General features: G+C 70.2%; 14 protein-coding genes. 8 read left to right on the top strand and 6 right to left on the bottom strand.

The window, feature by feature from the left end; all coding sequences use genetic code 11:
• The first annotated feature begins 103 nt into the window (after window positions 1–103).
• Together WME85_RS25065 and WME85_RS25060 are read left to right on the top strand one after the other, a co-directional pair.
• On the top strand, window positions 104–1,765 hold the full coding sequence (locus WME85_RS25065) for an RICIN domain-containing protein (protein ID WP_437841704.1): 1,662 nt from the start codon (window positions 104–106) through the stop codon (window positions 1,763–1,765).
• Between the two features lie 542 nt (window positions 1,766–2,307).
• A complete protein-coding gene (locus tag WME85_RS25060; RefSeq protein ID WP_437841702.1) occupies window positions 2,308–4,821 on the top strand; it encodes a right-handed parallel beta-helix repeat-containing protein in 2,514 nt (837 codons plus the stop codon).
• Between the two features lie 48 nt (window positions 4,822–4,869).
• Here WME85_RS25060 and WME85_RS25055 read toward each other — a convergent pair whose 3' ends face one another.
• Together WME85_RS25055 and WME85_RS25050 are read right to left on the bottom strand one after the other, a co-directional pair.
• Complete coding sequence (locus WME85_RS25055; protein WP_437841699.1) at window positions 4,870–6,201, bottom strand: extracellular catalytic domain type 1 short-chain-length polyhydroxyalkanoate depolymerase; 1,332 nt, start codon at window positions 6,199–6,201, stop codon at window positions 4,870–4,872.
• 270 nt (window positions 6,202–6,471) lie between these two features.
• On the bottom strand, window positions 6,472–8,964 hold the full coding sequence (locus tag WME85_RS25050) for a heavy metal translocating P-type ATPase (protein WP_437841697.1): 2,493 nt from the start codon (window positions 8,962–8,964) through the stop codon (window positions 6,472–6,474).
• 209 nt (window positions 8,965–9,173) lie between these two features.
• Between WME85_RS25050 and WME85_RS25045 the strand changes: the two genes are divergently transcribed.
• The 6 genes from WME85_RS25045 to WME85_RS25020 all read left to right on the top strand — a co-directional run bounded on the left by WME85_RS25045 (window position 9,174) and on the right by WME85_RS25020 (window position 20,001).
• Entirely contained in the window at window positions 9,174–9,845 is a 672-nt protein-coding gene (locus tag WME85_RS25045) for a cadmium resistance transporter (protein WP_437841694.1), read from the top strand.
• Window positions 9,846–10,454: 609 nt separating this feature from the next.
• Window positions 10,455–11,255, top strand: coding sequence for a Sua5/YciO/YrdC/YwlC family protein (locus WME85_RS25040; protein WP_437841692.1), 801 nt, complete (start codon window positions 10,455–10,457; stop codon window positions 11,253–11,255).
• Window positions 11,256–11,697: 442 nt separating this feature from the next.
• On the top strand, window positions 11,698–14,088 hold the full coding sequence (locus WME85_RS25035) for a type VI secretion system Vgr family protein (protein WP_437841690.1): 2,391 nt from the start codon (window positions 11,698–11,700) through the stop codon (window positions 14,086–14,088).
• A gap of 124 nt (window positions 14,089–14,212) precedes the next feature.
• The gene (locus WME85_RS25030; RefSeq protein WP_437841687.1) at window positions 14,213–15,418 is read left to right on the top strand and encodes a hypothetical protein; all 1,206 of its coding nucleotides are present in this window, start codon (window positions 14,213–14,215) and stop codon (window positions 15,416–15,418) included.
• Between the two features lie 3 nt (window positions 15,419–15,421).
• Window positions 15,422–19,297, top strand: a complete 3,876-nt coding sequence (locus WME85_RS25025; protein ID WP_437841686.1) for a DUF6531 domain-containing protein — start codon at window positions 15,422–15,424, stop codon at window positions 19,295–19,297.
• Between the two features lie 68 nt (window positions 19,298–19,365).
• Window positions 19,366–20,001 carry a hypothetical protein gene (locus tag WME85_RS25020; protein ID WP_437841684.1) on the top strand — a complete coding sequence of 212 codons (636 nt, stop codon included), beginning with the start codon at window positions 19,366–19,368 and terminating at the stop codon, window positions 19,999–20,001.
• A 28-nt stretch (window positions 20,002–20,029) separates the two neighbouring features.
• On the opposite strand, the gene WME85_RS25015 is transcribed toward WME85_RS25020, so the two are convergent.
• The 4 genes from WME85_RS25015 to WME85_RS25000 all read right to left on the bottom strand — a co-directional run bounded on the left by WME85_RS25015 (window position 20,030) and on the right by WME85_RS25000 (window position 25,912).
• Window positions 20,030–21,802, bottom strand: a complete 1,773-nt coding sequence (locus tag WME85_RS25015; protein WP_437841682.1) for a DUF2169 domain-containing protein — start codon at window positions 21,800–21,802, stop codon at window positions 20,030–20,032.
• 349 nt (window positions 21,803–22,151) lie between these two features.
• Window positions 22,152–22,871 carry a 16S rRNA (guanine(527)-N(7))-methyltransferase RsmG gene (rsmG, locus tag WME85_RS25010; RefSeq protein WP_437841680.1) on the bottom strand — a complete coding sequence of 240 codons (720 nt, stop codon included), beginning with the start codon at window positions 22,869–22,871 and terminating at the stop codon, window positions 22,152–22,154.
• 50 nt (window positions 22,872–22,921) lie between these two features.
• Entirely contained in the window at window positions 22,922–24,280 is a 1,359-nt protein-coding gene (locus WME85_RS25005) for a sigma 54-interacting transcriptional regulator (RefSeq protein ID WP_437841678.1), read from the bottom strand.
• A gap of 108 nt (window positions 24,281–24,388) precedes the next feature.
• Entirely contained in the window at window positions 24,389–25,912 is a 1,524-nt protein-coding gene (locus WME85_RS25000) for a serine/threonine-protein kinase (RefSeq protein WP_437841676.1), read from the bottom strand.
• Window positions 25,913–25,949 lie beyond the last annotated feature (37 nt).

Below are 25,949 nucleotides of genomic sequence, written 5' to 3'. Positions count from 1 at the left end.
GGATCGCACCGGAGCGGAACATGCCAGCCGGGCCACAGCCCCAGCGAGGGCCTTGACAGGCACGGTTGAAGGCGGGGAGATGGCGCTCTGTCTGGAGGGCACCATGCGTCGTTCTTCCCTTACTCCGGTACCTTGCCTGCTGGTCGTCACGCTCGGCCTCGCGTCCTGCGACGCTGGCCAGCCCGCGCCCTCCGACGGGTCGAGCGCCGGCGGCGGCGGGGCCGCGGGGGCCTCCGCCTCTTCCGGCTCTCCGCCCGGCCACGGCGGCTCGCCGCCAGGCGACGTCAGCTCGTCCTCCGGCGACGGCGGGGCTCCCGGCGTGAGCGCCTCGGTCGGCTCGGGGGCCGGGGAGGGCGAGGGCGGGGGGCCGGAGCAGACGCCGCCTGTCGGCCCCATGGTCAACGGGATCCAGTGGGCCGACACCTCGGGCAAGCCCATCCAGGCGCACGGGGGCGGGGTGATCAAGGTGGGCTCGTACTATTACTGGTTCGGCGAGAACCGGAACCCGGACGGGACCTTTTATGCCGTGTCCTGCTACCGCTCGGCGGACCTGCGGCGCTGGGAGTTCAGGAACCATGTCCTGACCATGGACTCGGACCAGGACCTCGACCCGGCGAACATCGAGCGCCCGAAGGTGGTCTACAACGAGTCCACGGGCAAGTTCGTGATGTGGATGCACTGGGAGAACGGGGTGAACTACGGCGAGGCGCGGGCCGCGGTCGCGAGCTCGAGCACCGTGGACGGCGATTACACGTACCACGGCAGCTTCCGGCCGCTCGTCGACAGCGGGGTGACCGATCACGGCAAGCGCGGGTACATGTCCCGGGACTGCGGGCTCTTCGTCGATGACGACAGGAAGGCGTACTTCATCTCTGCCTCGAACGAGAACTACGATCTCAACCTGTACGAGCTGACCCCTGATTACCTGGCCATCGGACGCCTGACCGCCGTGCTCTTCCCCGGCGGACACCGGGAGGCGCCGGCGCTGTTCAAGCGGAACGGCACCTACTTCCTGCTGACCTCCGGGGCCACGGGCTGGTCGCCCAACCAGGCCAAGTACGCGACCTCGCGCGCGCTCGGCGCCGGCTGGTCGGCGATGACCAACGTCGCCGACGGCACGACCTACCACTCCCAGTCGACGTATGTGCTCCCGGTCCAGGGCAGCGCGGGGACGGCCTACCTCTACATGGGCGATCGCTGGGCCGGCGCCTGGAGCGGGCGGGTCAACGACTCGACGTATGTATGGCAGCCGATCTCGTTCCCCTCGGACACCACCATGAGCATGAGCTGGAACAACACGCTGACCATCGACACGGCGGCCGGCGCCGTCACCGGGGCGACGAACAACTTCAAGCTCGTCAACAGGCACAGCGGCAAGGTGATGGAGGTCGCGGGCGCGTCGTCCGAGGACGGGGCGGCGGTGGTCCAGAACCCGGACAGCGGCGGAGACAACCAGAAGTGGAGCCTGAACTACAATGGATCGGGCTACTTCCGGCTCACCAACGTCAAGAGCGGCAAGGTGCTGGACGTCCCTGACGAGTCGACCAGCGACGGGATCGCGCTGAAGCAATGGGCCAACCACGACGGCGACAACCAGGCGTGGCTGCTCATCGACGTGGGCGGCGGCGATCACCAGATCAGGAACAAGAAGAGCGGCAAGCTCATCGGGGTGGTCCAGGGCTCCACCGACGACGCCGCGGCCGTCGAGCAGCGGTCGAGCAGCGGCGGCGAGGAGCAGCGCTGGGAGCTCGTCGTCGCGAATTGACCCGGGGGCTCAGCCGCCCGATCCACCCCTCGTCCCCATCATGCCGCCGCGCCGGCCCGCCCGGCGAGCTCGGCGCCGATCAGCGCCGCGACAGCTGAGCCGCCGTCGGGGCCGAGCTGGTCCTGCGTACGAGCGCCGCCCAGGTCCCCCGGACAGGACGATCTCGCGAGAGCCGGGCTCGTCGGACCGTTCATGCGGGCGCCTCGGCCGGCCGCCGCTGCGCACTCCTCCGCCCTCCGGATCGAGGACATCCGCGCGCCGGTCCATTTCGATTGACGCCTGTCATGTGAACGTTCACATTTGGCGCCAGGTATCCTTCGGCGTTGCGCTGGACAGGTGCGTCATGCGCACCGGGCCTTTCTCCTCGTGCGCTTTCACCGTGGCGGTCGGGCTGCTGGCTCCAGGTGAGGCGCGCGCAGGGGGAGGACCGCGCCGGCGCACGTGCTCGATCGGCCTCTCTGCTCCGCGACGTACCGCCGCTCGCGAAGCTCTGGCAGGGCTCGCGGCGGCATCGCTGCGGGTCGGTTCCTCACCGAATTGACGTGATCTGGAAGCGGCGCGGTGCTCCGCGCGGGCGGCTGGCTCACCTTGCGATCGAGGCAAAAATCATGCGTGAGAGTCACGATTCCACCGTTCATCACGTCAAGCTGCTGGTTGCGGCGTCGATCACGGCGTTCGCGGGGTTGGCTGCCTGTTCGTCCGACGGGACGAGCCCCGACCTGGCTGGCGGCGACAGCGCGGCCAGCGGCAGCGCAACCGGCGGCGCCGACGCCGCTGCAGGAGCCGGAGGAGCGGCAGCGGAGGGGGGAAGCGGCAGCGCCGGCGCGATGGCCGGTGGCGGAGCGGGCGACGGCGGAGGCGGCGGCGGCGGCGAGGTGCCAGACGAGACCGGGACGCGGCAAGCGGCGTACTACGTGTCGCCTTCCGGCAGCGACGACAATCCAGGCACGGCCAGCGCGCCGTTCAAGACGGTCACCAAGGCGCGCGACGTCGTCCGCACCGTCAACGCCGACATGACCGGCGACATCTACGTTTACCTCCGAGCTGGCACGTACAGCCTCACCGACGCCATCGCCTTCGCGCCGTCGGATTCGGGCACGAATGGCCATCGCATCTACTATCAGGCTTACCCCGGGGAGAGGCCCGTCTTGAGCGGCGCGACGAAGGTGACCGGATGGGCCCCGGACACAGGCAACATCTACAAGGCCAGGCTGGACCGGACGACGAAGCTGCGCAACCTGTACGTGAACGATGCTCGTGCCCTGATGACGAGCAAGCGGGTCACGTCGCGCGGAGGCGTCGGGACGTACAGCGTGACGGCCGGGCAGCACAGCTGGGCCTGGGCGAGCGGCCGCGGCAGCGACGGCGCCAAGTACGACCTCGACGCGGTACCTGCCATCGCCAGCAACAAGGACGACCTCGAGATCGTGAACGGCACCACCTGGAACGAGAATATCGTCTGCGTTCGCGATGTCACCACCACGCCAGACAACTTCCGCGCGCTGCTCTTTCAACAGCCCTACGGCGCCATCGCGCAAACCCCCGGCTGGAACTCGGGCTTCAGCGTCTCTGGTACCCACACGATCTACAACGCGCGCGAGTTCTTGAGCTCACCGGGGCAGTTCTATTTCGACAAGACGACCGGCACCCTCTACTACTACCCGCGGCAGGGCGAGGACATCGAACAGGCCGACGTGCAGGCGCCGATCGCAGAGAAGCTGATCGACATCGCCGGCGCCTCCACGGCCAGCCGCGTCAAGAACCTCACCTTCCAGGGCATCACCTTCGCCAACACCGACTACAACCTGTACAGCGTGGACATGTCGCACGGCAAAGCGACGGTACAGGGCGCCACCATCTATGTCGCTTACGGCGACGGCAACTGGCACAACAGCAAGTACGAGATTACCGATACGCTGCCCGGGATGATCACGGTCAACAACGCCGACTCGATCGACTTCATCGGCAACGTGGTGAAGCACAGCGGCAATGAGGGCATCTCCTTTGTCAACGACGTCGTGAATTCCAGCATCATCGGCAACTACATCACCGACATCGCCGGCAGCGGCATCACGGTCGGCCACCCGCAGCACCTGTACGTGGGCGACACCGGCCCGCACCAGAAGTTCGGCTCGGGTACCGAAGGCATCTGTAAAAACGACACCATCAGCAACAACCTGCTGTACGACGTGAGCTCACTGCCGGGTTTCGGTGGCCATTCGGGCATCACCGCGTTCTTCGTCGATGGCCTGAAGATCACCTACAACCAGATCCAGAAGACGGCCTACAACGGCATCAACCTGGGCTGGGGCTGGCGGAACTTCCCTGACTCGACCACCTGCAAAGACAACGCGATCAACAACAATCGATTCATCGATACCTTGAGCAGGCTGCACGACAGCGGCGCGGTCTACACGCTAGGCCAGATGCCGGGCACGACCATCAACGAGAACTACGTCAAGGGCATTCCGCCCGCGACGAGCGGCCCCACGTACGGCTTGCACAACGACGAGGGCAGCGCGTACATCACGCAGAACGACAACGTGCTCGACATCGATCCCGGCGTGAAATACACGATCAACTGCGAGGATTTCGGGGCCAAGCACCACCTCACCATCCTGAGGACGTACGCGACCGTGAACAAGATGGGCGTCAACCCGCCCGACAGCAGGATCGACCCTCCGGTCGCGGTGCCGGACAACATGTGGCCGGCAGCGCAATACGATATCTGCCTGAGCTCCGGCGTCCAGGAAGAGCACCGGGGCATCATCCCCAGCAGCCTGCTCGCGGTTCCAGACTACGTGTTCCCGGCGAGCGCCTCGGTGGCATCCGGCACCACGGCGATCAAGATCAGGAGCGCCGGCGCGGCGGCCAGCGCCGTCTGGCTCGCGCCGGCCGGCACCGGCACGTTCACGGAGGGCGCGACGATGACGAAGGCGGCGGGGGACGCGACGTCCATCGCCGTGCCGGCCAGCGCCGGAACGTACAAGCTGTATGTCCTCGATGCGCAGGGCAAAAAGCTCGGTGAATCGGCGGCGCAGCTGCGGGTGCGCTGACATGCCGCGCTGGGCGCTACAGCAGTGGCGCCCAGCTTGTGTCCCGGTTCAGGTGGACGCCACCGCCGTCCTCCGACGACGACGGCGGATCAAGGTCGACAGCGCGGCTGCGAGAGCGACCAGGGAAGTTCCGACGGACTCCCCCGAATGGGCCCTGCCGACCGCGCACGATCCAGAATCAGCGCTGTCCGTCGGGCCGCCCGCCGTGACGGCGCCGCCCGTTCCACCGCTCCCGCCGCTCCCGCCTGCGCCGCCCCCGCCTGCGCCGCCGCTTCCGCTTGCTGCGGTGCCGCTCGCCGCCGTGCTCCCAGCGGTGCCGCCGCCCATGCCACCCTGGCCCTGTCCGCCACCCCCGCCGGCTCCTCCGGCTCCTCCGGCTCCGCCGGCGCCTCCGCTTCCCCCCGCCCCACCGCTGCACTCCTCTATCTCGGGATCGACCGGCCCGGCCTTGTCGAGACCCAGAAAGGGGATGACGTGCTCGGCGGGAAATAGCGCGTCGGATGGGCCGTGATCGCCGCCCATCGAGGTGAACGCGTCGAGGACCACGTAGCCGCACTCATTCTCCCAGCGCTGCCGCGTCGCATCGTGGTTGCCGAGCCGGACTCCCGTGTCGGTCGACGTCGGTCTCGTGTTCACGCCCAGAACATCGGTCCATTGCTTGATGGCCTCTGTATGGTTCGGGTACCTGATGATCGTGTCGGCATCGCCGTGGAAGAGCTGCAGCCGCGGGCGATGTCCCGTGTACCCCGGGGCCAGCGATCGGGCGATGTCCCCCCATTCTTGCGCTGTGTGGGTCACCGAGCCCCCCGCGCACGCGCCGCTATATCCGCCGTTGTTGCCCGACTCGTTGGCGGCGCGGCACCCGGCCGGCATGCCCGCGAACGCGGCGCCTGCCTTGAAGACGTCCGGGTAGAGGGCGAGCAGCAGCTCGGTCATCATGCCGCCGGACGAATCTCCCGTCGCATAGACGCGATCCGCGTTGCCTCCGTACGTGTCGATCGCGTACTTCACCATCTGCCGGATGGCGTGACTGTCGCCGCCGCCCTCGCGCGTGCGCGTCTTGTTCGACACGACGTCCCAGCACCTTCCGCTGCTGGGGACGACCATGATGAAGCCATGCTCGTCCGCCGCGTCGACGATGCCCCCGCCGCGCGCCTGACCGAACACAGCGCTGGCGGTCCCGCCGCAGTAGTGCACCAGCGTCAGGATCGGAGGATTCGGCGCCACGTGGTCCGGGACATAGACGTGCATGGTCACGTCACCAGGCAGACCGCTCACTCCCCAGTCGTTGACCTGCTGCAACGTCGCCGCTTCCGCGGAGGGCACCGACCCCAGCATGGCGGCCAGCAAGGCGCCCCAGGCAGTCCGATTTCGGCTCATGATGCAGTTCTCTCCTGTGTGTGAATTTGCTCTCTCGAACCAACCAAGGCTGCGGCAGCATGGCGCCGGCGATGCCAATGGCGAATCGCCACGTCACCTCGGATGACAGAAGGTTCCTTGCGCGATCCGCCTTCCTCCTGCTGACGATGGCGAAGCAGACCATCCGGGCGGAGTCGGCGCCGAGATCGATCGGAGGACGAAGGCCCCCGTGGTCACGACGACCCGTGCATGGCGAAGCAAAAGGATACCGAACGGGTCGATTGTGAGCGTTCACATAAGCGACGTCAATTCCAATCGACCGGCCCTGCCATGGCGCCCACGATACTCATCGCGGCCGAAGGCGCGGAGCCGGAGCGAGTTGCCGAGCACCGACACGCTCGACAGCGACATCGCCGCGCTCGCGAGGACCGGCGACAGGAGCCAGCCGGTCAGCGGGTACAGCAGGCCCGCGGCGATCGGGATCCCGATCACGTTGTAGACGAAGGCCCAGAACAGGTTCTGCCGGATCGTGCGCAGCGTGGCGCGCGCGAGCGCGAGCGCCGTCGGCAGGCCGGCGATGCCGCCGCGGAGCAGCGCCACGTCGGCGGAGGCGACGGCGATGTCCGTGCCGCCGCCGAGGGCGACACCCACGTCGGCGCCGGCGAGCGCGGGCGCGTCGTTGATGCCGTCGCCGACCATCGCCACCCGGCGGCCGGCGGCCTGCTGCTCGCGGACGATCCGCGCCTTGTCCTCCGGCTTCACCTCCGCGAACACAGCGCGGATGCCGAGCTCCTCGGCGACGGCGCGCGCGGCGCCCGCCCTGTCGCCGGTCACCATGGCCACCTCGACGCCGAGCTGCTCCAGGGCCGCGATGGCGCGCCGCGCCTCCTCGGTCGGCCGGTCGGCGACCGCGACGAGCCCCGCGAGCCGCCCGTCGATCGCCACGAACGACGGCGTGCGGCCGTGCGCGGCCAGGCGCTCGGCCTCGGCCTCCAGCGCGTCGGTCGCGACGCCCGCGCGCCCCAGCCACGCCCCGGTGCCGGCGCGCACGAGGCGGCCCGAGACGCGCGCCTCGACGCCGTGGCCGATCTCGGCGCGGAACCCGGAGGCCGGCGCGAGGCCGACGCCGCGGCCGCGCGCGCCCTCGACGATCGCGCGCGCGACGGGGTGCTCGCTCTCGTGCTCCGCGGCCGCGACGAGGCCGAGCAGCTCGGCCTCGCCGTGGCCCCCGAGGGCGACGACGTCCGTCAGCGCCGGCCGCCCCGAGGTGAGCGTCCCGGTCTTGTCGAGCAGCACCGTGTCGACGCGGCTCGCCGCCTCGAGCGCCGCGCCGCCCTTCACGAGCACGCCGAGCTCCGCGCCGCGCCCCGTCCCCACGGCGACGGCCGCCGGCGTGGCGAGGCCGAGCGCGCACGGGCACGCGATCACGAGCACCGCGACGAACCGCTCCACCGCCGTGGCGAGGCCGCCGGTCGTGGGGTCGACCGCGAGCCACGCGACGAAGGTCACCGACGCGACGCCGAGCACGACGGGGACGAAGACGCCGCTCACCACGTCGGCCAGCCGCGCGATCGGCGCGCGCGACCCCTGCGCCTCCTCGACGGCCTCGACGATGCGCGCGAGCGCGGTGTCCGCGCCGGTCTTCGTGACGCGGAAGGTGAGGGCGCCGCTCTGGTTGAGCGTCCCGCCGAACACGGCCGAGCCGGCGGTCTTGTCGACGGGCATGCTCTCGCCGGTGAGCATCGACTCGTCGACGGCGGACGCGCCGCGGACCACCTCGCCGTCGGTCGCGATGCGCTCGCCTGGCCGCGCCAGCACGAGGTCGCCGGGCGCGAGCGCCGCGGCGGGCACCTCCTCCTCGGCGTCGCCGCGGACGCGCCGCGCCGTCTTCGGCTGCAGGGCGACGAGCCCGCGCACCGCGTCGGCGAGCCGCTTCCGCGCGCGCGCCTCGAGGAGCTTGCCGATCAGCACGAAGGTCACGATCGCGGCCGCTGCCTCGAAATAGACGGGCGGCAGGTGGCCGTGCGCCGCGTGCGGGAACAGGCCGGGCGCCACGACGGCGGCGGTGGAGTAGAGCCACGCGGCGCCGGTCCCGAGGCTGACGAGCGTGTTCATGTCCGCGGCGCGGTGCCGGAGCGCGCTCGCGGCGAGGCGGAAGAACCGGCGCCCCGGGCCGAGGACGACGACGGTCGCGAGCGCGAGCGAGAGCCAGCGCCCGGCGGGGCCGTCGAGCGCCGGGACGGCGCCGTGGGACATGGCCACGACGAGCAGCGGCGCGGTGAGCAGGGCGGCGATCGCGACGTCGCGCCGGAGCGACCGTTGCTCCTTCTGCTCGGCCGCGTCGAGGGCGGCGGCGCGCGCCGAGGCCGCCGGGCGCGACGCGGCGACCGCGGCGGCGGGGACCTCGGGCGAAGCGGCTGCCGGGACCCCGGGCGACGCGGCGGGCGCGAGGGCGCCCGCGATCGCGGGGAGGGCAGGGGAGCCGGCCGGCGCGGCCACCTCGGGCGCCTCGGGGATGTCGGGCACCTCGTACCCTGCGTCCACGATCGCGCGGGCGAGCGCGGCGGGCGTTGTCGCCCGCGCGTCGTAGGCGACGGTCGCCCGCTGCGTCACCAGGTTGACTGCTGCCTCCTGGACGCCGGGCGCCGCGCGCAGCGCCTTCTCGACGCGGCGCACGCACGCCGCGCAGGTCATGCCCTGCACCGGGAGGTCGGCCCGCGCGCGCGGCGCGGCGGGCGAGGCCGTCGCTCCGGTCGGCTCCACGGGCTGGGGGATGGTTGCCATGCTTCTCCTTGCGCGCTGCGCGAGCGCGCGGCTCGCCTCCGGTCGCCCTGCCTCCGCTCGCCGGGCGCGCGGCCCCTCCGGCCATGACGATCTACCCCAGGAGGCCCGCGCGAGCAGCGGCGTCGTTTCGAAGCGCCCCCGCGGCGCCGGCGCCGGCGCCTCGCCGGCTGGGCGCGGGCGAGCGTGCGGTGCTACGTCCGCGGGCGCACATGCAGCAAATCCTTCCCGCGCTCGGGGTGAGCGCTGTCGTGTTCATCTCCACGAACATCGACGACATCCTCCTGCTCACGGCCTTCTTCTCGGATCCGGACTTCACCCCGCGCCAGGTCGTCGCCGGTCAGTTCCTCGGCATGGCGGCGCTCGTGCTGGCGAGCGTCGCGTGCGCGCTGCTCGCCGTCCGCGTGCCGGAGGGGTGGATCGGCCTGCTCGGCCTGGCGCCCCTCGCGCTCGGCCTCCGGGGCCTGTGGGCGCTCTGGCGAGGCCAGGAAGCCGAAGAGGGCGACGACGCCGACGACGCCGACGACAGACCGCGTGGCCGCGCGGCGCGCTTCCGATCGCTCGCGGTGGCGACCGTGACCGTCGCCAACGGCGGGGACAACCTCGGCGTTTACATCCCGCTGTTCTCCAGCTCCCCCGGGCTCATCCCGCTGCACGCGGCGGTGTTCGCGGTCATGACCGGCGCCCTGTGCGCGCTCGGCCACCACCTCGTCAACCACCCGGTCCTGGGCAGCCGCATCCGGCGTCATGGCCGCGTGGCGCTGCCGTTCGTCCTGATCGGCCTGGGGCTCTGGATCCTGTCGGACGCCATGGTGCTCGTCCGACCGGAGAGCGCGGACGGCTCGCCGCGAGCGAGCGTCGATGGAGCCACCGCGCTCGGGTGAGCGGCCAGGCCAAAGCCCGTCCGACTCCTCACCTCTCTTCTCCTCTCCTTTCCTCTCCTTGCCGCCATTCAGTGCTCCCGTGCCGGCCTGTCCTCGAGCCACGTCGGTCGTACCGCTGTCGGTCCAGGCATCACGAGCAGGGTTTACCGGTCCAGGGTGGCAGGGAGAGTGGAATTTTCTTCGACGAATCCGGCTGACTGGAACATGTGCTCGCTGCCTGCTCCAGCCAGCATCTGCTGCCTGCTCTGGCAGGCACCCGGGGGTCGATGGGGTATCGGCCGCCGGGCGTGTCGCGGTAGCGCCGCCGCATTCCCGTGGAGATCGAGCGGATCGAGGCACATGGCGCGATGTCTGCTTGAGCGTTCGCGACGGCGGCCGTGCGTTCCCGCGGGCCTCGCCGCTCTCCGAGCGTGCATGAAATGTTTCAATCAAGAGAACATTCGCCTCTGACCGTCGTCCACGGCGCGATCCGTGAAACGGCGCTCGCCGGTCGCGTCTTTGTGCCGGGTGGGTCGTCCTGCGACGGTGCTCAGGCCATGACGCTCCCGGACGCCGCGGGGCCTGTGGCGCTCGAGCACGCGCACGAGCGCGGGCGTACAGGAGGCGAAGGTGCCCGTCGCCCGATGTGATGCAGCCGGTCGGCTCGCCATCGACGCGGCGCTCGAGCGGGGCGAGGCGGTCGTCCTGCCCGCCCCGTCACCGCTGGCCTACGTGGTCGCCGCGAAGACGGCCAGGGCCGTGAACCAGGCCAAGGGGCGACCTGACAATCACCCCGTCGCCGCGTGGGAGCCGCGCTTCGAGCAGCTCGCGCCGCACCTCGCGCTCGACGAGGTGGAGCGCCGCCGCCTCGGCTGGTTGCTCGGGGTCGAGCGGGTGACCGCCCTCGTGCCACAGGCCCGCGACGCCGCCACGCCGAGCTGGCTCGCGCCCGCCGCGCGCTACGGCATGGCGCTCCTCTTCGGCGTCACGTGGGAGCCCATCGCCTGGCTGCTCGAGCGCCACGCGCCGCTGTTCGTGAGCAGCGCCAACGGCGCCGGCGCGTTGCCGGCGATCGACCTGCGGCAGGCCCTTGCGGGCTTCGGGCCCGAGGTGTGGGTGCTCGACGGAGACGCCCTGCGCGACCGCGCGCGGCCACACGCTTCCACGACGACGCTCCGCTTCGTCCCCGGCCGCGGCTGGGAGATCCACCGGCGCGGCATCCAGGACACCCTCCGCGCGAACGCCGGGCGCAGCGACTACCTCGCGGACGTCCTCGCCCGCGCCGACGCCGCCCTCTTCCAGAGACCGTTCCCCCGGCGACAGGACGGACGCGCAGGGCGCCAGGCGCGGCGCTCGCCGCCAGCGGACCGCGACGGCCCGGCGCTCCTTCACGGTCCCAGGGGCCGTCGCCCGAGGCATCACGCGGCGTAGCTCGGCCGCCCAGCGGCGCGCCGCAGGGAACCCTGGCAGGACGGTTCTGCGCGGGCCAACCGTCTCGATCCGTCGGAACGAATTTGCGCAGGCGATCGTCGCGCTCACGGCCGGATCGCCCCGGAACCGCTCCGCCACGTCGAGGAGCGGCGCTCATCGGACGCGGAGGGGTCGACAGTTCGACTCCGTTCTGGCGCGGCGCCTCGCGGACAGAGACCGAGGGCGATGGAGAAGGCGCTTTTGAAAAACGTTGACCCTGGCATGAAGCTGCGTTTCCCTGGGAGACGGCCATCTGACCTTGCGCCAGGGAGGGACTCGCCGCAGGCGGAGCCGCTCAGGCGCGCACGAGCTGGGAGCGACTGCCGCCGTGAACGATAGCCTTGATTTTACGTTCGCCTGGGAGAGCGCTGCGGGCGTCGGCGGGCCTTGGACTCACCTGCGAGTGGTCGCCTTCCGCGGTGCCGAGGCCATCGCCAGCCTGTATCGGTATGAGATCACCGCGCTGGCCCGGGAGCCTGCGCCCGAGGTCGATCCGGACGAGCTGATTCAGAGGAGCGCGACGTTGCGCCTCGCGACGCTCACACAACCGTCGTTCCGCGTGGTGCACGGCATCGTCGTGGAGGCGGAGGAGCTCGGGCCGGTGCCGGGCGGCATGCTTTATCGCCTCGTGCTCATGCCCCCACTCGCGCGCGCGATGCACCGGACGCGTTGCCGTATCTTCCTGGAGAAGACGACGCGGCAGATCATCGAGGCGGTCCTCCAGGACGACCCGGCGCTCCGCCTCGAAACGGGCGGGATCGTCTCCCCGGACAGCGGCGACGAGGTGAGCTTCGCGCCGGCCCGCGAGGTGTTCACCTGGCGGCTCACGGATCCCTCACGGGTCGACAACGTCGCGACGCGCCCCTACTGCGTGCAGTACAACGAGAGCGACTTCGCCTTCGTGTGCCGCCTCCTCGAGGAGGAGGGCATATCGTACCATTTTGAGAACGGCGAGGGCACGTGCCTCCTCGTGCTCGCAGACAAGGACGCCGGGCGCGCGCGTCTCGACCCCTTCGCGCCGCTCGGGCCCGGGATCGCCGGTCGCTCCGTCGCTGCAATGAAGCTCGGCGCCCGCCTGCGGCCGCGCAAGGTGTCGCTCGTCGACTACAACTGGAAGCAACCCGCGCTCGACATGGCCGTCGTCGAGCCGGCGCGGCCGGTCGGCGCGGACCTCGTCGATCACGAGTATCCGGGCCGCTACACCGAGACGCCCGCCATGGGCAAGCCGCTCGCCGCAGCGAAGCTCGACAGGCTGGAGGTGGAGGCGAGCTACGCGGTCGGCGAAGGGACCTGTCGCGCGCTCTCCGCGGGCAGCATCTTCGCGCTGGAGCACCCGCAGCCGCGCTACGAGGGCGAGTATCTGGCCACGAAGCTCGAGGTGCGCGGCGAGCAGCTCGGGGTATTGCCTCCGAATGCTGCTGCGGGCCTGCCGAGCACGGGCGCGCCGTACGCCGTGACGATGGAGTGCGCGCGTCGCGGGAAGAATGGATCGGTGGGAGAGTCGCGGTATCGCCCGGCGCGGGTGACGCCGAAGCCGAGGATCCAGGGCTCGCAGACGGCGTTCATCACCGCGGAGCCCGGCGCGAGAGGCGCGGAGATCCACGTGGGAGGCCCTCCGGGCACAGAGATCGGCTGCGTGCGCGTGAAGTTCCACTGGGACCAAGACACCGCGCGCCACGGCAAGGAGCCGACGTCGTGCTGGGTGCGCGTGAACCAGGTGTTCGCGGGCGTCGGGGAGGGCGCCGTGTTCCATCCGCGCGTGGGTGTCGAGGTGATCGTCGACTACGAGGAGGGGGATCCGGATCGTCCGATCGTCGTGGGGCGCGTCTACAACGGGAAGAACCGGCCGCCGGGCGGGGCGCCGACGGTGAGCACGTTCAAGACGATGTCGAGCCCGGCGTCGGGCGCCTTCAACGAGCTCACGTTCGATGATACGGCGGGCAACGAGCAGATCAAGATGCACACGCCGTACAATTGGAACTCGGATGCGGGGAACGACCGATCGGAGAAGGTCGGAAACAACAGCGCGTCGAGCGTCGGGGTGGATCGGAACGAGAGCACGGGGGCCAACCGGAGCACGATGGTCGGCTCGAACAACTCGGAGATCGTGGGAGAGAACGATGCGATCACGATCGGGGCCGACCAGAACGTCACGATCGGGGCCCACCAGCGCACGAACGTCGGCGTCGATCAGGGTATCGAGGTCGGCGGCAGTCAGAACATCACGATCGGCGCGCATCAGACCATCGATGTGGGTGCCAGCCAGAAGACCACCGTGGGCGCGGAGCAGACCCTCGCTGTGCAGGGGAACCGTACGGTGACCGTGAGCGGTAACCGCGGCGAGACGGTGCAAGGGAACCGCACGGAGAGGGTGGCCGGCAACGGAGAGCAGACCATCGAGGGGAACAAGACGGTCGGCGTCCTCGGCGCGAGCGACGAGACCGTCAACGGAGCTCGCGTCGTCACCGTGCACGGCACGATGGCGCATACCGTGGACGGGGACGTGACCCTCACGGCCAACGCGGCGCTGACGCAGACCGTCGCCGCGAACTTCACGGTGGGCGTGAGCGGCGACGGGAAGATCGACGCGTCTGGCAAGCTCGATCTGCTCGCCGGCGCGGACGGGGTGCTGCAGGGCGCGAACATCTCGGTGAACGCCCAGGGGGAGATCGTGCTCTCGGCGGGCGGATCCTCGATCAAGATCAGCGGGGCAGGGGTCGAGATCAACGGAGCCACGATCAAGGCGGCGGGCGGCTCGGTGGATATCACCGGCGGCATCGTGAAGATCAACTGAGGCGGCGTCGATGGATCCGGTCACGCGTGCACACGAAGCCTTTCTCCGGGAAGCGAAGGCCCTGTTCGGAGCAGGAAAGAAGCGCGTCCTGCGCCTCGTGGGCGATCACGAGGATCGCTCCGACATGTTGAAATCGCTGCGAGTCTGGGAGATGGAGCGCGAGAACAGGCGCCCATTTTTCCTCTACGAGGAGCCGTTCATCGACAAGGCGGGCTACTTCGAGGGGTTATGCAAGAGGCTCGGTGACGACTACGAGCTCCTGCGCAAGCAGGCCGCGCAGGACGGCGTCGAGCTCTCACCCTTCACGCCGCAGGACCCGCAGCGGGTGGCGGGCATGCCGCCGCTGGAGCGTGCGGTGGTGCACGTGGAGCGGGCCGGGGCGCTCCTCGGTGAGCGCCTCGACGGCGTGCTGCTCGGGCTCCTTCCGCGCCAGGTCCGGGACGCGGCCGCCTGGCGTCAGAGCGTCGCGGCGCTCGCCAGAGCGCCTTGGTCGACGCGCGTGCTGCTCTCGTTCTTCGATCCGCCCGGGGGGCCGCTCGAGTCCGTCCTCGGCGCGGAGGGGGCACGGTTCTCGGTGAATCGCGACGAGCTCTTCGATTACTTGAGGCAGCTCGCCACGAACAAGAGCGCGGGGCCAGCCGGCCCTCCGCCACCTGTGCCCACGGAGGCGCAGCGGGAGGAGTACGAGCGGCGGACCGGGCAGAAGCTCATGTCACCGGATGAGGGCCGGGCGCTGAGAACCGTCTTGATGGACGCCGCGCAGCACATGAGCAGGGGCCGCCACGCGGAAGCGGCCGAGGCCTACCGCAGCGCTCGGCACATCTGTCAGGCGCACGGGATGCTCCTCGAGGAAGCGACGATCCTGGTCGCCCTGGCCGGGCTCGCGCTCGCGGTGAGGGCCCCGGATCAGGCGCTCGAATGCTACCGACGCGCAGTCGCGATCGGGCGGGAAAAGGAGAGCTTCCAGCTCGTTGCGCAGGCGTGGCTGGGCACGGGGGCGGTCTTCATGATGCAGAAGGAGTACGTGCGCGCGGCGCAGGCCTACGAGGCGGCGGGCGACGCGGCGAGGACGGCGGGCGTGCCGACGCTGCGGATCGAGGCGCTGCGGCTGGCGGGCACCTGCCATGTGCTGCGGGGGGCCCGGGACGATGCGGTGCCGGTCTGGCAGAAGGCGGTCGCGGAGGGCGCGGCGCTCGACCCGCAGATACGCAGGATGACGACGTTCCGCGAGGTCGCGGGAGAGCTCGCGGCGTGGCTCGAGCGCAACGGGCTGCTTCCCCAGGCAGAGCACGTGCGCTCGTTGATCGAAGAGACGGCCAAGGGGGGTTGACGCATGTCGCAAGCAGCCAAGTGGCTTGACCCGGTGCTCGGCATCGACATCCATCTGGTGCTCGTCCCGGCGCCTCCGGCGCCGGTGCCGGTGCCGATCCCGCTGCCGCACCCGTTTATCGGCATCGTGTTCGATCCGCTGGGCGCGCTCCTCGGCGCGGCGCTGGGCCTCGCGCTCGGTGGCGGCGGGCCGGTGCTGCTCTATCGCGTCCTGCCGGCCGGGAACACGGGGACCGAGGTGAAGGCGATCCCGCACTTCCCAATGCCGCCGGGGATCTCCTTCGCGCCGATCGACATCCCGGGCAACGAGGGCGTGATCGTCACGGGCAGCAAGACGGTGACCTTCGCGGGCTCGTCGGAGGGGCGCCTTCTGTCGATCGTGATGAGCTGCAGCTTCCCGATCAATCTACCGACGTCGATCTGCCTGGCGATCCCTCTGGGCGGGCCGGTGCTGATCGGGGGGCCGGACTCGTTCGATATCCTGGCCGCGCTGACGCAGGCGATCAGGACGAAGTGGTTCTCCAACTTCCTGATCACGAAGCTGAAGGCCGGACCGCGGCTGTCGAAGCTGATCTGCTTCCTGACAGGGCACCCGGTCGACGTCATGACGGGGGAGGTGCTGACGGACGCGGTGGACTTCGAACTGCCCGGGCCCATCCCCCTCAAGTTTGAGCGAAGCTACTACAGCAGGAGCCGGCGCGACGCTCCGCTCGGGCCGGGGTGGCACCACCCGCTGGATGCATCCGTGGATGAGCAGGGCGATGAGATCCTGGTGACCCTGCCGGACGGGCGAGAGCGTGCTCACCCGAGGCTCGCGGCCGGGGAGTCTCTCTGGGATCCCATCGACCGATATTCGCTCGAGCGGACTGAATGCGGGTACCGCCTCACCACGTGGGAGGGGCTGAGCTACCACTTCGAGCCGGTGAGGCGGGCGGTGCGGTCGCACCCGCTCGTCCGGATCTCGGACAGGTGCGAGAACCAGCTGGTCCTGCGGTACGAGGGCGGCCTGCTGGCGGCGGCCGTGGACAGCGCCGGGCGCGAGTTGCGGTTCTCGAGTACGCCCGAGGGGCGGCTCGCAGGGATCCGGTTCGACGCGATGGGGCTCGACCTCGTGCGGTTCGCATACGACGCGGAGGGGCGGCTCGCGGCGGCGATCGATCCGAAGGGGCATGCGCTCCGGTATGAATATCGGGGCGGGGTTCTCGTGAAGGAGACGAACAGGAACGAGCTCAGCTTCCACTTCGAGTACGACTGGTACCATCCGGACGGTTGGTGCGTCAGGACATGGGGCGACGGCGGGATTTACGACCACAAGATCACGTACGACAAACTCCGGAATGTGACGCTGGTCGATGACTCGCGCGGGGGACGCACGCATTACTTCGGGAATCCTGCGGGGCTCGTCGACCGGGAGATCGATCCCACGGGCAGGGAGAAGCGATACGAGTGGGACAGGTTTTACAGGAAGACCGCGGAGACAGACGGGCTGGGGAACAGGACGGAGTGGGAGTACGACGAGCGCGGGAACAAGGTGGTAGAGCGGGATGCGCTGGGGTACGAGGTGCGCTACCAGTACAACAAGCTCGACCTGTCGGTCGTGCTGATCGATCAGGCAGGGAACACCTGGAGACGTGAGTATGACGAGAGGGGCAAGCCGACGCGGGTCACCGATCCTCTGGGCGACTCGCACCGCTACTGGCATGATAGACGCGGGCTTTTGATCGCCGTGTCCGACCCGGGGGGTCGACGGTTCTCGTTCGGCCGCGACGCGGCAGGGAACATCGTGGAGGTGCTGGACTGGGAGGGCCACAGCTCGCGCTATGCGTACGATCCCTTGGGACGGCTCATCGAGCGGCGCAGCTCGTTCGGAGCGCAGACGACGCTGGAATGGGACGAACGAGGCCGCCTGCGCTGCATCGCGACCCCGGACGGATCGATCCAGCGGCTGGCCTACGATGCCGAGGGAAACGTCGTTCAGTTGACGGATGCACTCGGCCACAAGACAATGTACCGCTACGGCGGGCTCAATAAACGCGTCGAGCAGGTCGATCCGAACGGGCAGAAAATCCGGTATATATATGACACTGAAGAAAACCTGATTGGCGTGGTCAACCAGCTCGGCGAGCACTACCACATCGACGTCGACCTCGGCGGCCGAGTCGTGCGTGAGCGCGGCTTCGACGGCCGGACAACGGAGCTACGCTACGATCTGGCCGGACGTTGCGCCGAGGTCACCGACGGCAAGCGCAAGCGCACCCGGATCGAGCGTGACGCCTTGGGGCGTATCGTGCGGGAGGCTCGCGACGGCGAGACGGTCATCTACGAATACGATCCTAACGGGCGCATGGTTCGGGCGAAGAATAGCGCTTGTGATCTTCGCCTTCGGCGCGACGTGATGGGCCGGGTGGTCGAGGAGCGGGCGGGGGATCTCTGGGTGGAGAGCCGGTACGATTCGGCGGGCCAGCGCGTCGGGCGGCGGACCAGCCTGGGACACGAGACAGCGTACTCGTTCGATGGAAACGGCGCGCTCCTCGAGGTGACGCTGAGCTCGATCGATACGGCGCAGCTTGGCTCTGGAGGTGCAAGGCCCACGCTTTGGCGTGCCACGCTGGCGCGCGACAGCGACTGTCAGGAGCGCGAGCGCAGGCTGCCCGGCGGAGTTCTGGTGCAATGGGAACGCGACACGATGAGGCGTCCTCGGCGCACCCGCGCCTGGAGCGGCGATACACTGGTGCTCGACACAAGTTACCTCTGGCGAAACGGTGATAGACTGTCAGGGCTCGTCGACGCTCAGCGCGGCTCGACGAGCTTTCACCATGACGACCTAAATCACCTAGTGGCCGAGGTGGGCCCTGACGGCTCGGAGATCCATCGCTCGACGGACGCAGCGGGGAACGTCTACCGCAGCGGTGACCGCATCGATCGGGTATACGGCCCAGGCGGCGTCCTGCAGGCGACGGAGGATGGTAGCCGGTATGTGCACGATACCGACGGGCAGCTGCTGGAGAAGATCTTGCCGGACGGCAGGCACTGGCGGTACGCGTGGGATGGCGCTGGCCAGCTCCGAGAGGTCGTCCGTCCTGACGGGCGTCGCGTCTCGTTTGCTTACGATGCGCTCGGTCGGCGGATCCGGAAGACGGGCGATGGACGAACGATCACGTACGTGTGGGACCGTAACGATTTGGTCCACGAGGTGCCATCCGAGGATGCCGGGGAGACGGTGACCTGGGTCTTCGACCCGGGAACGTTCGCTCCGGTGGCGAAGGTGGAAGGGGATCGTCGCTATGGCGTGGTGACCGACCGCCTCGGCGTACCAGTGGCGCTCTTCGACGAAATGGGCGAGCTCGCCTGGAAGGCGCAGCTGGATTTATACGGCGCGCCCCGAATCGACGTCATGAAGACGCGCTGCCAATGGCGCTGGCCAGGGCAGTACGAGGACGAGGAGACAGGTCTACATTACAGCCGGTTCCGATACTACGACCCGGAGCTTGGCCGATATATCTCCCAAGACCCGATCCGCATCAAAGGGGGCCTCTCGCTGTACGGCTACGTCCCCGATCCGTTCACTCAGGTGGATCCGTTCGGTCTCGCCTGCAAGGTGCATCCTCCCCAGCCCGACTGGCTCTCGAAGGGAGTGCACGTCGAGGCAAGTAACGGGGTAGAGATCCTCTTGCGAGGAGTCAATGGCACTCTTGCTTTCGACGTGTTCGGCAAACCGGCGAAAAACGCGGCCAAAGCCGCCCTCCGGGAGGTCATGGACTTCGTGAGCAGCGCGAAAGGAGCTCAGGCGGTCGTCGACGAGGCGACCAAGGGACTCACGCACTTCAAGGACAACCCTGGGCTAGTGGCGAGGATCCAGGCCGTGCTGGACTGCTTCTGATGGACCCGACCACGGGCCGACATGGCGATGCCAGGCTCCTGCTCGCGAAGAGAGCCTCCGGGACGTTCGTGTTCATCCGCCGGTATGTCGACCCGAGCGGGGCTCCCTTCTACGAGATCGAGGAGGCGCGCGGCTATCTGTCGATGAATCCCGAAATCGTGCCGCAGGAAGGGATTCCGGAGCAATTCGCCTCGCTGGACGAAGCGTTCAGCTTCACCGCGAGCCGATGGGGGTTGCCTACCGAGGCGTTCGTCGACCCCCGCCAGGAGCACACCGTGGAGGTGGACTTCGAGGTGGTGCTGCGGAGTGGACGCCTCGACCCGCTATACCCACGCATGCCGCGCGACGAGGTGACGGAGCGGCTCGGACCGCCCGACGCGGTCACGGTGCTGGCGGAAGATCGTGTCTGCTGGCTCTACGGATCGGTCCAGCTTCATTTCGACCTCGAGGGCTTGCTGCTCCTCGAGATCGACGGGGGGGTGGCGGATTTCACCGGGCTCCGGTTCACTCGATGGTTCCTCGATCCCGCGAGCACACGTGGCGATCTGGAGCAGGAGCTGGTGCGGCGGAACATCCCGCACCGCACCGTTCATCTTTACGGCTCCGAGGTCATCGAGATCGGGTCGACGGAGCCGCCAAGGTTTCATGTCGATTTCGATGAGGAGAATGTCATCCACGCGCTCTACTGGAACATCGACGCCTGAGCCTCGCAATCCAGCCGCGTCGCAGCGCTCACGTTCTCCTCGCGCCGCGCAGCGCGCCGGCCGCTCTGTCTGCCATCCTCATGTCCGTGGCCGCTCTCTTCGTCCACAGCCGCACGATCGGCATCAGCGCCTCCCTCTGAATGCGCAGCTCGTCCAGCGCCGCCCGCGCCTTCCCCCGCTCGATCCCCACCACGATCCGCGCATACTCCTCCAGCATGATCTCCCCGCGGAACCCCTCCACCCTCGCCACATACGCCGCGTCATACGCCCCGCGCAGCACCTGCCGCCCCTTTGCCCTCTCCTCCTTGATAGCCTCGTTCCAGCGCGCCTCGTTGGCGCGCCAGATCCGCTCATCAAGCCCGTGCAGCTCGAGCACCTTCGCGCGCGCCACGCTCCCTTCAGCGATCTCCGCCGCGATCGTCGCGCATTGCTCGACCGTCAGCTCGACGTTCGCCGGCGCCGGCTCCTGCTGTGCCGCCGGAAGCTCGCCCTCGGCCGGCGGTCTGCCCGCCTCGGGTGGCGTCTCCTCGAGGACCGCCGTCGGCGCCCGCGCCGGCGACCCGATCGACCCCGGCTTCTCGACGACCGGCGTCACATGGACCGGAGACCGCTCACCCTCGGGCCAGGGCGCGATCCGCGGCAGCATCGCCGGCGGCGGGATGCCAAGGGGCGCGTACGCGCTCGGCCCCCGAGCCGCAGCCGCTGCTGCGTCAGGCGCCGGGATCGACTCTGGGTCCGGCTCCACGAGCGCCTGGATCTCACGCTGGAACGGCATCACGGGCGTCAGCCCCGTCGCGGTCTCGATATGCCAGTTTACGACGGTCCCGGTGCCCGGTTCGTCGCCGTCGCCCCGTTGCCGCGGCAGCGTCGTGGGCGCCTCCTCAGCGTCATGCGCCCCGTCGCTCGCCCCGCCTTGCAGGAACGGCAGCGCCGGCCTGGCTGCTGCGTCTGCCTGGAGCCAGACCGTCCCCGTGCCGTCCTCGTGGTCCTCGCCCGGTGACGCGCTCGGACGCTCACGAGGAGGCACCTCTGCCGTCGCGCCCTGCGCGCCCGCGATCTCCACCCCCTGCGCCGTCACCGCGACGACGCCCTGCTCGGCCGGGTGCGACAGCACCACCACGCCGCGCCACACCAGCATCGCGAGGCCTCGGTCGGCATCGATGGTCAGTGTGTCGCAACGCAGCCGCACGTCCTGCGGCGCAGCGTTCTCCCGCTGCACCGAGGCGCTCGGGGAGACCCGCGCGAGCCGCGTCTCGATCCGCGTATGACGCGGGTGCAGGTGCTCGAGCACGATCCATTCATCGCCCGTCAGCTCCGTTATCTGCTGATCCACCGGCGCATCGTTGAAGAACGCACCATCCACGTCCTCGGGCAACGGCCTCGAGTTCCACGCGTGGTGATCCCATGTCGGCGCGTGCCGCCTGAGCATCTCCGTCCGCGCGGGCCACGTCCGCGCGATTGGCCCGAGGCCCAGGGCGGCCCACCCTCGGTCCGCGCGCACCTCGATCGCCTTGTCCAGCGTCCCCACCGCGATGCGCGCCACGAGCGTCGCCGGCTGCGAGCCTCGCGGTGGCCGCGCGTGCCCGAGCACCAGCACGTCGGCGCGCCGCTTGAACGGGGCCAGATCGCTCGCCGCGCACAGGCTCCGCCCGGGATCGTCGTCTCGGTGGATGTCGCTCTCCCACGGTGCCTCCTGCTCCACGGCGAGCGGCGATGATCCTGGACGGAGCTCGAAGGTCGCCTTGCAGACCACCGTGAGCGCGTGTGCGCCAGGGCGCGGCTGCCACAGCAAGCTGGACACGCGAAGCGGACAACAGGAGGTGACATTCATGGAGAACCCACGGTATCAGGGGTCGACGGCGTAGGATGATGCGTCTCGACACGCCATGAGCCCCGCGCATGGGACTCGCCCACTGCGCAGGGCTGCGAGTGGGGGGTAGGAAATCCAAACGCAATCCGAAAGTCGAGCTCCTCGTAGCGGCCGTCCCACCGTACAGTCACGCTGCACGCGCTGGTCGACATAGAAAACCTTGCGCGATCCACATCCTCCTGAAAAAGTGACTCTGTATCAACAACTTATTGGATGCATCGAAGGGGCCGCGCTCACTCCATGGCCTGCGGGAGCTCGTCCAAAGGAACACCGCCGGGGATCACCGCCCGAAATGGCGCTTCGGCTCCTCCCCCGACTTCCGCAGCATCACGATCTTCCCCGTCGGCGTCCCCACGGTCTTCACGAAGGCGGCCCGCTGTCGCCCGAGGACCCAGCTCGCCTCGGCGAGCTCCTCCTCGGCGCGCTGCCCCTTCACCAGCAGCACCATCCCGTTGGGCCGCACGAAAGGCACGGTCAGGGGGATCAGCATGACCAGGCGCCCCACCGCGCGCGCCGTCACCGCGTCGAACGCGCCGCGGAGATCCCCCTTGCCGAGCTGCTCGGCGCGCTCGGCGCGCACCGACACGTTGGTGAGCCCGAGGCCCGCGGCCACCGCGACGAGGAACGAAGCCTTCTTCTGCGTCGCCTCCACCAGGGTCACCTCCAGATCGGGCCGAGCGATGGCGAGCGGAAGGCCGGGGAGGCCCCCGCCGGAGCCGATGTCGGCGATCCGCGCCCCCGCGCTCAGCTCCTCCAGGAGGGGCACGAGCGTGAGCGAATCGAGGATGTGCTTCTCCCAGACCTCGACCGGATCCGTGATCGCGGTGAGGTTCATCAGCTCGTTCATCGCGAGCAGGCGCGCGAGGTAATCGCCGAGCTTGGCGATCACCGCGGCGTCGAGGGTGACGCCGATCGCCGCGAGGCGATCCGCGAAGCCCTCCGGAGGCGTGAGCGGAGCGGGGGCCGGCAGCGGGAGAGGAGCGCGTTCGTCAGGGGTCATGGGGGTCCGCACACCCTAGCAAGCTCCCCGGACGGGATGGAGCAGGCGAGCTACGGCTCGCTCACCGTCACCCCGTGCCGGCGCAGCAGCTCCCGCAGGTGGTTGCGGTCCATCCGGCCGGCGCGCGCGGCGTGCGACAGGTTCCCCCCGTTCGCCCGGATCAGCGCCTTCACATAGGCCCGCTCCCAGCGCGCGACCGTGCGCTCCTTGGCCTGGCGGAACGAGAGCTCGAGGTCCTCCGGGCAAAGCGCCGGCTCCTCGTCGCCACCGCCGCCCTCCCGGGGCGCGGCGCCGCCCTCGCCGACCGCCGGATCGCCGGTCAGCACGGCGCGCTCCACCGCGCTGCGCAGCTCGCGCACGTTGCCCGGCCAGTCGTGGTGCGCCAGCCGCTCCACGAGCTCCGCCGGCGGATCCGCCCGGTCCGCGAACTGCCGGTAGTAGTGCGCGACGAGCAGCGGGATGTCCTCCCGCCGCTCGCGCAGCGGAGGCATCCGGAGCCGAACCACGTTGAGGCGATAGAAGAGATCCGAGCGGAAGGTGCCGCGGTTGACCTCCTGCCGGAGGTCGCGGTTCGTGGCCGCGATGATCCGCACGTCGAGCGGGACGGTGTCGAGGCTCCCGATGCGGCGGATCGAGCGCTCTTCCAGGGCGCGCAGCAGCTTCGGCTGGAGGTCGAGCCGCAGCTCGCCGATCTCGTCGAGCAGCACCGTGCCGCCGCGCGCCGCCTCGAAGGCGCCAGCGCGCGCCTGCTGCGCCCCCGTGAAGGCGCCCCGCATGTGCCCGAACAGCTCGGCCTCGATGAGCGTGGGCGGGATCGAGGCGCAATCGATGACGACGAAAGGCCCGCCCGCGCGCGGGCTCTGCTGGTGCAGCACCTCGGCGAGCAGCCCCTTGCCGGCCCCGGTCTCGCCCTCGAGGAGCACCGTCGCGTCCGAGGCGGCGATCCGCGGGATCATCGCGAAGAGCCGGCGCATCGCCGTGCTCTGCCCCAGCACCCGGCCGGAGAGCACCGCGTCCCCGAGCGGCTCGCGGACCTCCTCGGCCAGGTGGTCGAAGTGCAGCAGCGTCTCGCCCACGCCGAACGTGGCGCCCGGGGTCAGGTACGCCGTCTCCACGCGGAAGCCGCCCAGCGTGATGCCGTTCGTGCTGTCGAGGTCGCGCAGCAGGTAGCCCTTCGGGGTCGCGGCGATGATGCAGTGATGGCGCGACACCGACGGGTCGGTCAGGACCAGGTGGTTGCCCGCCGCGGTGCCGATCGCGAGCTCGGGCGCTTCGGCCACCGTCATGGCGCCCTGATCCGGGCCGCGCACCACCTGCACGCTGAACTTGCCGAACGCCACCTCGCGCGGCCGGACCTTCAGCACGGTGGTCGCATCGGCGCCTGATGTGGGGACCTGGGGGCTGTTCACTTGCACGACATTACCATGTGCGGAGCGCGGCGAGCGGCGTCCCGGACACCTCGGCGCGGGCTGCTGGTCCGGGCAGGCAGCTGCTGATGACCCCCGCAGGCAGCAATGTCAGCGCATTCTTGTAGCGCCGCTGGCCAGCACGAGCATCTGCCCCTCGTGCGCGGGCGAGCCGGCGGCTACCTCGAGGCCCGCGATCGCCTCGGGCGAGGCGAAGACGCCCGCGTCGGTCCCCTCGGGCGCCCAGCCGGCGACCTCGGCGAGCGCGCCGCCGAGGAGCTCGCCCGCGGGGCCGACGAGCATCTCCCCCGCGTGGACGCACAGGCGCACGTACACCCTGGGGTCGCGCCCGGGGCGGCCCGCGAGCCGCCGGAAGATCCCGAGCGCCGCGTCCACGACGCGGCGGCGCGCCACCGCGTCGGCGGCCGCGTCGGCGGGGCGCTCGGCCGTGAAGAGCAGGCTGTTGCCCGTCTCGGCCGCGGAGGACAGCCCGGCCTCCGAGAGCTCGGCGGCCACGAACGGCAAGATCGCCTCCAGGTCCGCGAGCAGGCGATCTTCCGGCAGGTCGAGCGCCTCGGGGGCGGCGCCGACCTCGGCGTGCACCGCCACCCCGGGGCGGGCGCGCGCGCCGGGCGGCGCCTCGACCGCGCCGCGCGAGGCCTCGAGGGACCAGCGGAAATCCTCGAGGAACGCGCGGGCCGTCGGGTGGCGCGCCGCCGGCTCCTTGGCGACCGCCCGGAGGAGGACATCGTCGAACGCCGGAGAGAGCCGCGCCTTCGCGCTCGGGCGCGGCGGGCTCGCGAAGAGGTGCAGCTGCCGCACGAGCGCGCCGAGGTCCCCGGCGAAGAGCGGCTCGCCGACGAGCATGCGGTAGGCGAGGATGCCGAGCGCGTAGACGTCGGCCCGCGCGTCCACGCGGCGGCCGAGGAGCTGCTCGGGGGCCACGCACGAGAGGCTCCCGAGGACCTCCCGCGAGGAGGTCAGCTCCGGCCCGGGCGCGTCGAGCAGCTTGGCCACGCCGAAATCGAGCAGCACGACCCGGCGCGGCCCTTCCTCCACCAGGAACACGTTCGAGGCCTTGAGGTCGCGGTGCACGACGGCCTGGGCGTGCGCGGCCTCCAGGGCGTCGCAGAGCGGCTCCAGGATCGCGAGCGCCTCCTCGGGCGACAGGCGGCCGCGGGCCCGGAGGTGCTGATCCAGGCTGATCCCGGCGAGCAGCTCCATCGCGTAGTAGGGCCGCCCGTCGTCGAGCTGCCCCTGCTCGAAGACCTCGACGATGCCGGGGTGCCGCAGCCGACGGACGGTCTCCACCTCGCGCTGGAAGCGGACCACCACGTCCGGCTGCGCGCTGAGCTCGGGGTGCAGCACCTTCACCGCGGCCAGCGTGCCGTGGACCGCGTGCCTCGCGCGGTAGATCACGCTGAAGCCGCCCGCGCCGAGCGGCGCCTCGAGCTCGTACTCGCCCGCGCGCGCGCCGGGCGGCAGGGACGCCACCGCGAACCCGCCGACGATCACGGCGGGCGGGGACGGAGCGGCCATCGTCGACAGCACCGTGCGCACCGTGACGTCGGTGCCGGGGGCGCCGGGAAGGGTGTCGGCGTCTGCGCTCGGGGTGTCGGGGTCTTCGCTCGCCATGAACGGACCGACCGACGGTACCATGGGGCGGCGCGCT

Source organism: Sorangium sp. So ce1153, from assembly GCF_051521595.1.
In the GTDB taxonomy this organism is placed as follows: Bacteria; Myxococcota_A; Polyangia; order Polyangiales; family Polyangiaceae; genus Sorangium.
This window is presented reverse-complemented; position numbering and strand designations above follow the sequence as displayed.

What these genes read in the sequence shown, in the direction of transcription:
- WME85_RS25065 (WP_437841704.1), top strand. Translation starts at nt 104, where the DNA reads ATGCGTCGTTCTTCCCTTACTCCGGTACCTTGCCTGCTGGTCGTCACG.
- WME85_RS25055 (WP_437841699.1), bottom strand. Translation starts at nt 6,201, where the DNA reads ATGAGCCGAAATCGGACTGCCTGGGGCGCCTTGCTGGCCGCCATGCTG.
- WME85_RS25050 (WP_437841697.1), bottom strand. Translation starts at nt 8,964, where the DNA reads ATGGCAACCATCCCCCAGCCCGTGGAGCCGACCGGAGCGACGGCCTCG.
- WME85_RS25045 (WP_437841694.1), top strand. Translation starts at nt 9,174, where the DNA reads ATGCAGCAAATCCTTCCCGCGCTCGGGGTGAGCGCTGTCGTGTTCATC.
- WME85_RS25030 (WP_437841687.1), top strand. Translation starts at nt 14,213, where the DNA reads ATGTTGAAATCGCTGCGAGTCTGGGAGATGGAGCGCGAGAACAGGCGC.
- WME85_RS25025 (WP_437841686.1), top strand. Translation starts at nt 15,422, where the DNA reads ATGTCGCAAGCAGCCAAGTGGCTTGACCCGGTGCTCGGCATCGACATC.
- rsmG (WP_437841680.1), bottom strand. Translation starts at nt 22,871, where the DNA reads ATGACCCCTGACGAACGCGCTCCTCTCCCGCTGCCGGCCCCCGCTCCG.
- WME85_RS25000 (WP_437841676.1), bottom strand. Translation starts at nt 25,912, where the DNA reads ATGGCGAGCGAAGACCCCGACACCCCGAGCGCAGACGCCGACACCCTT.